General features: G+C 74.3%; 8 protein-coding genes and 1 pseudogene. 3 read left to right on the top strand and 6 right to left on the bottom strand.

The genetic code is table 11. The features are described 5' to 3' along the window. Positions 1–1595: helicase HerA-like domain-containing protein (locus tag RYN42_RS18015; RefSeq protein WP_399552530.1), on the top strand; the 1595-nt coding region annotated here is incomplete at its 5' end. On the opposite strand, the gene RYN42_RS18010 is transcribed toward RYN42_RS18015, so the two are convergent. From RYN42_RS18010 to RYN42_RS17990, 5 genes are all read right to left on the bottom strand, one after another. Further along, on the bottom strand, positions 1533–2765 hold the full coding sequence (locus tag RYN42_RS18010) for an MFS transporter (RefSeq protein ID WP_315098278.1): 1233 nt from the start codon (positions 2763–2765) through the stop codon (positions 1533–1535). The genes RYN42_RS18015 and RYN42_RS18010 overlap by 63 nt on opposite strands. An 80-nt stretch (positions 2766–2845) precedes the next feature. Further along, complete coding sequence (locus RYN42_RS18005; protein WP_315098276.1) at positions 2846–3523, bottom strand: metal-dependent transcriptional regulator; 678 nt, start codon at positions 3521–3523, stop codon at positions 2846–2848. Positions 3524–3548: 25 nt separating this feature from the next. After that, entirely contained in the window at positions 3549–5123 is a 1575-nt protein-coding gene (locus RYN42_RS18000) for a D-alanyl-D-alanine carboxypeptidase family protein (protein ID WP_315098274.1), read from the bottom strand. A 78-nt stretch (positions 5124–5201) separates the two neighbouring features. Beyond that, positions 5202–6851: a metallophosphoesterase gene (locus RYN42_RS17995; RefSeq protein WP_315098271.1), complete on the bottom strand. Its 1650-nt coding sequence runs from the start codon at positions 6849–6851 to the stop codon at positions 5202–5204. 30 nt (positions 6852–6881) lie between these two features. Then, a complete protein-coding gene (locus RYN42_RS17990) occupies positions 6882–7658 on the bottom strand; it encodes an LLM class F420-dependent oxidoreductase (protein ID WP_315098269.1) in 777 nt (258 codons plus the stop codon). Between the two features lie 108 nt (positions 7659–7766). Here RYN42_RS17990 and RYN42_RS17985 point away from each other — a divergent pair, with 108 nt between their 5' ends. Further along, the gene (locus RYN42_RS17985) at positions 7767–8135 is read left to right on the top strand and encodes a VOC family protein (RefSeq protein ID WP_315098266.1); all 369 of its coding nucleotides are present in this window, start codon (positions 7767–7769) and stop codon (positions 8133–8135) included. A gap of 78 nt (positions 8136–8213) precedes the next feature. Further along, positions 8214–8360: a hypothetical protein gene (locus RYN42_RS17980; protein ID WP_315098264.1), complete on the top strand. Its 147-nt coding sequence runs from the start codon at positions 8214–8216 to the stop codon at positions 8358–8360. A 9-nt stretch (positions 8361–8369) separates the two neighbouring features. Here RYN42_RS17980 and RYN42_RS17975 read toward each other — a convergent pair. Next, positions 8370–9316 (bottom strand): annotated as a pseudogene (locus RYN42_RS17975) (hypothetical protein); the annotation flags it as partial.

Below are 9316 nucleotides of genomic sequence, written 5' to 3'. Positions count from 1 at the left end.
GGCAGGCACCGGCGCCCGCGGCCGGGCAGGCACCGGCGCCCGCGGCGGCCAGCCTCTCCGAGCACGCCGCCCAGATCGTCGCCGGCTACACGTTCACCGGACCGATGCTGCCTCTCGGCGCCCTGGTCGAGGGCGACGTCGCCCTCCCGGACGTCCCCGTCGGGATCCCGCTGGCCATGATGAACCGCCACGGCCTCGTCGCCGGCGCCACCGGTACCGGCAAGACCAAGACGCTCCAGGTGCTGACCGAGGGCCTGTCCGCCGCCGGTGTCCCGGTGTTCGTGGCCGACATCAAGGGCGACCTGTCCGGGCTGGCCGTGCCGGGTGCCTCGAGCGAGAAGCTGCTCGCCCGCACCGCGAGCCTGGGGCAGGACTGGGCGCCCACCGCGTCGCCCGTCGAGTTCCTCAGCCTGGGCGGGATCGGCACCGGCTCCCCGGTCCGCACCACGGTGACGGACTTCGGACCGCTGCTGCTGTCCAAGGTGCTCGGGCTGAACGCCACCCAGGAGTCGAGCCTCGGCCTGATCATGCACTGGGCGGACACGCAGGGGCTGGCGCTGCTCGACCTCAAGGACCTGCAGGCGACGATCGCCTACCTGGTCAGCGACGAGGGCAAGCCGCTGCTCAAGGGCATCGGCGGCCTGTCGGCGGCGACCGCGGGGGTGATCCTGCGGGAGATCGTCTCGCTGCAGAGCCAGGGTGCCGACGCCTTCTTCGGCGAGCCGGCGTTCGACGTCTCCGAGCTGCTCAGGACCACCCCCGACGGCCGCGGCGTGGTCAGCGCTCTGGAGCTGCCGGCGGTGCAGGACCGTCCCGCGCTGTTCTCCACGTTCCTCATGTGGCTGCTGGCGGAGCTGTTCCAGGAGCTGCCCGAGGTGGGCGACCCGGACAAGCCGAAGCTCGTGTTCTTCTTCGACGAGGCACACCTGTTGTTCACCGGCGCGTCGGGTGACTTCCTCACGCAGGTGACGCAGACGGTCCGGCTGATCCGGTCCAAGGGCGTCGGCGTCTTCTTCGTCACGCAGAGCCCCAAGGACGTGCCCGCCGACGTGCTCGGTCAGCTGGGCAACCGCGTGCAGCACGCCCTGCGCGCGTTCACCCCGGACGACGCCAAGGCGCTGCGGTCGGCCGCGCGCACGTTCCCCACGTCGCCGTACGACCTCGAGCAGCTGCTCCAGTCGCTGGGCACCGGCGAGGCGGTCGTCACCGTCCAGTCGGAGCGCGGCACCCCCACCCCGGTCGCGTGGACGCGGCTGCGCGCCCCCCAGTCCTCGATGGAGCCGATGCCCGCGGCGGACCTGGCGGCGGCGGTCAGCGCGTCGCCGCTGTCCGGGCGCTACGCGGTCGCGGTGGACCGGGAGTCGGCGTACGAGCTGCTGGCCGTGCGGGCCGCCACGGCGCAGGAGGCCGCGCGACGCGAGCAGGAGGCGGAGGAGGCGCAGGACCGGGCCGACGAGGCCGCCCGCGAGGCCCGGCGGTCGGCGCCGCGGAGGTCGACCAGCCGCACGAGCCCGCTGGACAGCCTGCTGCGGTCAGCGGGCACTCAGCTCGGGCGCGAGATCACGCGCACGATCTTCGGCACCCGCCGGCGCTGACGCGGCGGGGACCGGGCCGCGTCCGAACAGCAGCACCACGGCAAGTCCCACCGCGGTCAGTCCCGCGCCCACCCACGCCGGAGCGAGATAGCCGAAGCCGCCGGCGATGACCAGACCGCCGGCGAACGCCCCCGCCGCGTTGCCCAGGTTGAGGGCGGAGTGGCACAGCGCGGCACCCAGCGACGGGGCGGCGGGCGAGACGTCCATCAGCCGCGTCTGCAGCGACAGCCCCAGCACCTGGGACGTGACGCCGAGCAGGACCAGCGCGAGCACGGCGGGCACCGGGGATGCCCCGACGAGCGCGATGGCGACCAGGACGACGATGGTGGCGACCATCCCGCCGACCACCGTCCCCAGCACCGACCGGTCGGCGAGCCGTCCGCCGACCAGCGTGCCGATCGTCATGCCGATCCCGTACAGCGCCAGCACCAGCGGCACGAGGGCGACGTCGAGGCCGGTCACCTCGGTGAGCAGGGGCTTGACGTAGGAGTAGACCGCGAACATCCCGCCGAAGCCGACGGCTCCCGCGCCGAACGCGATCCACAGCCGCCGGTTGCGCAGGGCGGCGAGCTCGGTGCGCACCGTGGTGCCGGGGGGCGACGGGAGCGACGGCGTCCACGCGTGCAGCGCGGCGAGGGTGACCAGGCCCAACGCACCGACCCCGACGAAGGCCCACCGCCAGCCGACGGCGTGGCCGACGATCGCGGACAGCGGGACGCCGACGGCGCACGCGACGGTCAGGCCGGCCATCATCGCGGCCAACGCACGCCCGCGCTTGTCCGCCCCGACGACCGCGGTCCCGAGCACCGCGCCGACCCCGAAGAACGTGCCGTGCGGCAGGCCGGCCAGGAAGCGCGCGAGCACGAGCCAGCCCATCGACGGGGCGAACGCCGACAGCACGTTGCCCACCGTGAACGCGACCATGAGGAGCAGCAGCAGCCGGCGCCGGTCGAGCCGGGCTCCGAGCGCCGCGAGCGTGGGGGCGCCGACGACGACGCCGAGGGCGTAGGCGGTGATGGCGTGCCCGGCGGTGGGGATCGACGCGCCGAGGTCGTCGGCGATCTCGGGCAGCAGCCCCATCGTGGCGAACTCGGTGGTGCCGATGCCGAACCCGCCGAGCGCGAGGGCGAACAGGGCGAGCCGCGAGCGCGCGGGTGACAGCGTGACCAACGACGGGCCTCCGGACGAATCGATTCGATCGTGGTGCGGAGTGCGCCGTCGTCAGCTCCGGTGGATGGAGCCAGCGTACGTCAGTGGGCGGGGACCACCCAGATGGCGCGGGCCGCCACCTCGCCGAGGTCGACCGTCCGGGCGCCGACGCGCACGGAGATCACCCCGGCGACCGTGCGGCGCTCGACCACCGTGAGCGGTGCGTCCAGGAGCAGGTCGACCGACTCCAGGTACCGGAGCAGGCCGGGGTCGGCGTCGGAGATCCGCGCGACCGCCCACTCCCCCGGCTCGGCGTCCCACAGCACGCTGGCCGCCGGGATGTCGAGCGACCCGTCGACACCCGGGATGGGGTCGCCGTGCGGGTCCCGCCGCGGATGGCCCAGGTGCGCGGCGATCCGTTCGACGAACAGGTCCGAGACGGCGTGCTCGAGCACCTCGGCCTCGTCGTGGACCTCGTCCCAGCCGTACCCGAGCACCTCCACGAGGAAGGTCTCGACCAGGCGGTGGCGGCGCACGACCGCCAGCGCGTGGCGCTCCCCCTCGGCGGTGAGCTCGACGGCACCATACGGCTGGTGCGTGACCAGGCCGCTCTCGGCGAGGCGACGGACGGTCTCGGAGACGGTGGAGGCGCCGACCCCCAGACGCGTGGCCAGCATCTTGGTGGTGACGGGCTGCGCCGACCACTCGCGCGCCGACCACACGACCTTGAGGTAGTCCTGCGTGACGGCGGTCAACTCGGGGGTCGTCGGCGTGCTCACGGCGACCACCCTAGGCCGCGTGCGCTCACCAGCCGTCGACGCTCCAGTGCCACGGCTCGCCGGGCAGGTTCTCCAGCCCGTAGTCCGCCGCGTGCTCGGACAGCCAGAGGAACGCGGGCGAGCCCGCTCGGAGCACCGACCCGCCGACGGTGAAGTCGAACGCCAGCCCGCGCTCGTGGCGCGAGGTGCCGGGCGGGGCGGTCTGCGGGCGGCAGCTGACGACCGTCGGGTCCGCCTGCGACGCGCTGCAGTTCGCGGCGCGCAGGGCGATCTGCTGGCTCGCGCTGCGCCAGCCCCAGGCACGCAGGTCGATCCCGTCGGCGTGCGCCGCGGACATCAGGGCGTCGAGCGCGTCGGCCAGGCACGCGTGCACCCGGACGCCGAGGCCGGTCACCACGGTGTCGGTCTCCGGGACCGGGCCGGTCACCTCGTCGCAGTCCGTCGCCACCTGCGTCCGGACCCTCACCTCGGCGGGGACGTCCACCCGCCAGAGCTCCTGGCCCGTCTGGGCACGCAGCAGCAGGGCGCCCTCCTCGAGCTGGAGTGCCGCGCCGGGACTGGTCGGCGTGCCGCTGCCCCACAGCACCGTCCCGTCGGCCCCGGTGACCGCCACCGTGCCGTCCTCCTGCACCGCGAGCGCGGCGGCGCCCGGTGCCGCGGCGGCCCAGACGACGGACCCGTCGTACGTGAGGCTCGGTCCGTCGGCGCCGAGGACGAGCCGCAGGTGCCCGTCGGGCGAGCTGAGCTGCGCGCCGACGGCCAGCGGCGCACCGACCACCAACGAGGCCGGTCCGACCACGGTGCCGGTGCTCCACACGGCCGCGCCGGCGGCGTCGTAGAGCACCAGGTCCCCGTCGTCCTGCAGGACCAGCGACGCCCCCGGGTGCCCGGCGGTCCGGCTGCGCCAGGTGCGGTCGCCGTCGGTGTCCGTGACCACGAGGTTCCCGTCCTCGCGGAGCGTCAGCGTCGACCCGGGCCCGGCCGTCCCGGTGGACCAGCGCGTCGTGGCGTCCGGACCGAGCAGCGCGACGTCGCCGTCGTCGAGCACGAGCAGCGTCTGCCGGCCGTCGGGCGAGGAGAGGGCGTCACCCGGCGCGAGCATGCCGCCGGGCGGGAGGATCGAGGGCAGGACGGCGGTGCCGGAGTCCCACAGCCGGGTGCCCTGGGGGTCCAGGAGCACGACGTCGCCGTCGTCCTGGAGCACCAGGCGCGAGCCGGGCACCGTGGTGGCCTCCGGCTGCCAGCCCACCGCGCCGTCCGGACCGGTGAGTGCGACCTCACCGCCCTCCCCCACGTGCAGCGAGGCCCCGGGGTCCGGTGGTCCTGCCACCCAGCGCGGATAGGGGTCGGCGCCGAAGAGGGCGAGCATGCCGTCGGGCTGGACGACGAGGGTCTGCGAGCCGTCCGCCGAGACGAGTCCCTGCCCCGGCATCAGCACCTCGCCGGGCCGCAGCTCGCCCTCGCCGGCCCCCGCGGACGCGGACGGGGCGATCAGGACCGTGGTGAGCAGGACGCACGCACTGGTCAGCGCGGCACGGACGACGGGGTGCGCGCGCGCACCCCGCTCCCGGTCGGCCACCGACGTGACGGCTCGGCTCACTCACCCACCCCCTTGCACGTCCCGGCCGACGGCACTGCCGGCGAGACGCTCCTCCACAGTAGGTCAGCGTGACCCAGATCACACGGGTGAAGGAGTGGCGCGGTTGCCCGGCTGCGTCAGCACCGCGGGGGTCTCCGGCCAGCGCAGCCGCGCCGTGACGCTCACCGTGGTATCGGGGCGCACCTGCACCAGCTGGTAGTCGACGAAGCGGCGGCTCTCCGGGTCCCAGCGCAGCACCGTCAGCTCCGCCACGCCGTGCAGCGGTCCCACCGTCGCCTGGCCCAGGGTCGCGCCGGCCGTGCTCGAGCTGATGTAGCGGACACCTCGCGCCACCCGCTCCGGTCCGTACCGACGGTGCAGGTGCCCGGAGACCTGCGCCGGGACGCAGCCGTCCTCCAGCGCGGCCTGGCCGACCGCCGGCGTGTGGATGAGCAGGACGTCCACCCCCTCCTCGTCGTCGCACGCCACCTCCGCGAGCCGGTCCGCCACCTCCGTCGACGACTCCGCGCCCGCCTGCGCGGTCCCGCCGGCCCCGACACGCGTCTCGTTCGCGTCCCGGTCCCCCAGGATCCGCAGGCCGCGCACCTCCACCACCGCACCGTCCAGGACGGTGGCGCCGGCCCGGGCGTAGGTGCGCGAGGTCTCCTGCGAGTCGTGGTTCCCCGGCGACGTCACGAGCTCCACGTCCGCCGGCACGGCGCGGGCGAAGGTGGTCACGCAGTACTGCTCGACCGACGTGCCGTTGATCGTCGTGTCGCCGGCGTCGAGGACCACGTCCGCGCCGGCACGCGTCGCCACGGTCCGGATGAGTGGGGCCATGCCGACGTTGCAGTGCAGGTCGGAGACCACGACGACCGTCACCAGGTCGGCCTCGTCGGGTCCGTTGGGGCTCGGGCGCGCGCTCGACGTCGAGGTGTCGTCGTCCGCGCGGGCGGGGCCGGCGGCGAGAAGCTCCTCGCGCTCGTCCCAGGCGGCCTCCAGGGCGGTGTTCGCCCGCGCGTAGAACTCCTCGTTCCTGCGCAGCTCCGCCACCACCTGGCCGCCGTAGGTGTCGATGACGCCCCCGAGCCGACCCGTCACGCGCGCACCCTCGAGCGGCGTGCCGTCGAAGACCGCCGAGGCGGGTTGCGAGACCGACGGCCGGTCCCGGCGCCCGATGCTGGAGGTGAGCACGCTGGCGCCGAGCCCGAGGACGAGGAGCCCGACCACGGCCGGCCGCAGGTGCGGGCGCACCCGCTCGTGCAGCTCCGCCCGCCGCGCCGCCCCGAGCAGGAACCTGACCAGCAGCCACCCGCCCACCAGGACGACGAGCGCCAGGCCGGTCCGTTCGAGCGCCTGGACCACGAGGGCGCGGGCGACGTCCTGCACGGTCGCCTGCGGCCCGGAGAAGAACTGCAGGTAGCTCTGCAGGTCCCCGCTGAGTGCCGCCAGGGTCCGCGACTGGTCGAGCTCGGTGACCGACGCCGGGATCTCCTGCACCGTCACGCGCACGCCCAGGGTCGCCGGCAGCGGCGAGTCGATCTGGAGCGTCCCCAGCGGACCGAGGTCGACCGTCACGGTGTCGTCCGTCGTGACGTCGTACCGGGCCTCGTGCGGACCGAGGCTGCTCTCGACGGACGCGGTCGTGACGCCGAACGTCAGCGCGACCAGCAGGGCGCCCACGACCAGCAGGGCACGGGGCCACCACCGTCGCTCGACGCCCACGTCCGGGCTGCTCGGGTGGCTCATCACCGGCGAGCCTATGCGGCCCGGCGCCGGTCAGGCGCGCGCGTCGCGCCAGGTCACCCACTGCTGGACCAGGGACAGGTCGTAGTCCGGACCACTCGTCCCGATGGTGAACAGCGTCGCGCCGGCGGCGACGAGGTCGTCCGCGACCGCGTCCGGGGGCGCACCCACCCCGACCGACCGCTCGACCAGCGTCGCGGTGTCCCGCCCGACGTCGACGCCGTGCTCGTCGAGGATGGCGCTCTTGCGGGCGAGGGTGTCCACGTCCCCGAACGAGTGCCACACGTCGGCGTGCTCCGCGACGATCCGGAGCGTCTTGCGCTCGCCGCCCCCGCCGATCATCACCGGGATCTCCCGCGTCGGCGTCGGGTTCGATGCGGCCCAGCGCGCCCGGATCCGCGGCATGGCCTGCGCGAGGTCCGCGATCCGCGATCCGGCCGTACCGAACTCGTAGCCGAACTGGTCGTAGTCCTTCTCGAACCAGCCCGCCCCGATGCCCAGGATCAGCCGACCGCCGCTGATGTGGTCGACCGTGCGGGCCATGTCCGCCAGCAGCTCGGGGTTGCGGTAGGAGTTGCACGTGACCAGGGCCCCGATCTGCACGCGGCTGGTCTGCTCCGCCCAGGCGCCGAGCATGGTCCAGCACTCGAAGTGCTTGCCGTCCGGGTCGCCCGACAGGGGGAAGAAGTGGTCCCAGTTGAAGATGATGTCCACGCCGAGGTCCTCCGCGCGGCGCACGGCGTCGCGGAGCTGGGCGTAGTCGGCGTGCTGCGGCTGGAGCTGGACTCCGATGCGGATGGGGTGCGTCATGGGAGGGAGCCTACGGAGGCATCGCCACCGGGGCCGGGCGAGAAGCGGTCACGATCCGACCGCTGTCGGCGGGATGCTGGTCGGACCCCAGACTCCCAGGAGGATCCGATGGACATGAGGCTCGAGCTCGTCGCCGTTCCCGTCACCGACATCGACCGGGCGAAGGCGTTCTACGTCGACCAGGTGGGGTTCGTCGCCGACCATGACGTCCGGGTCGACGAGACGCTGCGCTTCGTGCAGCTCACTCCCCCGGGCTCGGCGTGCTCGATCGTGCTCGACGTGACCATGACGTCCATGCCGGCTGGGGCGCAGCAGGGGCTGCAGGTCGTGGTGGACGACGCCGACGCCGCCTACGAGCTCCTGGTCGGCCGCGGCGTCGCCGCGGAGCCCGTCGTCGAGTTCCCGTGGGGGCGGTTCACGTTCTTCACCGACCCCGACGGCAACCGCTGGGCCGTCCAGCAGATCGTCCGCCGGTAGGGGTACGGGTCGTCGTCGCCCCTGTTGCCCGAGGGCGGGCAGCGGCGCACGCTGGAGGACCCGACGAGGAGGGGCACCATGACTGAGCGCGACCGGACCCAGCACGACGAGCAGGTCACCGACCCCGAGGAGCTCGCGCAGGCGGGTGGCGTCGGGCTCGGCGCGGGCGAGCCGTCGACCTTCGAGCCCGAGGAGGACCCGGAGTCGGTGGACGACCCCACGTGACCGGGCCGGCTACTGGTAGGTGACCAGGTCCGGCACGGGCTGGACCTGGTACGTCTGCACGGGGTCCAGCATCGGCGCGTCCTCGTCGTAGAAGTTCTTCCACCCCCAGTGCACGGGTGGCGCGTCCGTGCGCAGCGTGTTCCAGGTGCCGGCCTTCGCCGGCTGCGTCCCCTGGCCGTCGACGTGGATGAGCACCGCCAGCTCGTCGCGTGAGGTGTCCAGCCGCCCGCGGTCGACGATCATCCTCCCCGCGAACTGGTGCAGGACGAACATCTTCTGCGGCAGCGCCCGCTGGGCGGTGAACTCCGCCAGCCACCCGGCCACCAGGTTGACCTCGTCGATGCCGACGGAGCCGATCTGGCGCAGGTGCACCTGGTCGGGCGCCAGCCGCCACTCCGGGTCGAGGGCGAGCCCGACGTACGGGAGCGCCAGCAGGTCCGCGTACTGCTGGGCCTGCGTGAGGAAGTCCGTGCGCCCCGGCTGCAGGTCGAGCACCACCGCCATGCCGGCCGCGCCCGCCGCCTCGACCAGCGGACGCAGCTCGTCCACCGGACGCTCCGTCGAGTAGTTGCCGTCGGCCCCCGGCCCGGCGGAGGCGATGGTCGCGATGATCTCCAGGGTCGGCACGACCGCGTCGACCGTGAGCGCGCGGTACGGCGCGGCGGTGGCGTCCGCGCGCGCCACGGTCGACGGCACGTCCTGCTCCCCCAGCACGCCCAGCGCGCGCGAGCCTGGCGTCCCGTAGAGAGCGACGTACCGCTTGCCCTGGACTCCGGGCACCCGTGGGAAGACGAGCTGCCCCCCGCCGCCCAGCAGGACGCCCGTCCTCGCGGCAGCGACCCGTCGCGCCAGGCGGTCGGCCGGACCGAAGGCGGCGCCGAGCGCGACCACGTGCTCCTGGCGCGCGGGTCCCCGCCCGGTGCGTCCAGCACCGGCAGGCCTGCGGCCCGCAGGGT

Origin of the sequence: uncultured Cellulomonas sp. (genome assembly GCF_963527515.1) — a bacterium.
In the GTDB taxonomy this organism is placed as follows: Bacteria; Actinomycetota; Actinomycetes; order Actinomycetales; family Cellulomonadaceae; genus Cellulomonas.
The sequence above is the reverse complement of the archived record's forward strand: the minus strand, read 5'-3'. Positions and strand labels throughout refer to the sequence as shown.

Excerpts from the sequence above, each read along its gene's own strand:
- RYN42_RS17980 (WP_315098264.1), top strand. The coding sequence starts at position 8,214 with ATGACTGAGCGCGACCGGACCCAGCACGACGAGCAGGTCACCGACCCC.
- RYN42_RS17990 (WP_315098269.1), bottom strand. The coding sequence starts at position 7,658 with ATGACGCACCCCATCCGCATCGGAGTCCAGCTCCAGCCGCAGCACGCC.
- RYN42_RS17995 (WP_315098271.1), bottom strand. The coding sequence starts at position 6,851 with ATGAGCCACCCGAGCAGCCCGGACGTGGGCGTCGAGCGACGGTGGTGG.
- RYN42_RS17985 (WP_315098266.1), top strand. The coding sequence starts at position 7,767 with ATGGACATGAGGCTCGAGCTCGTCGCCGTTCCCGTCACCGACATCGAC.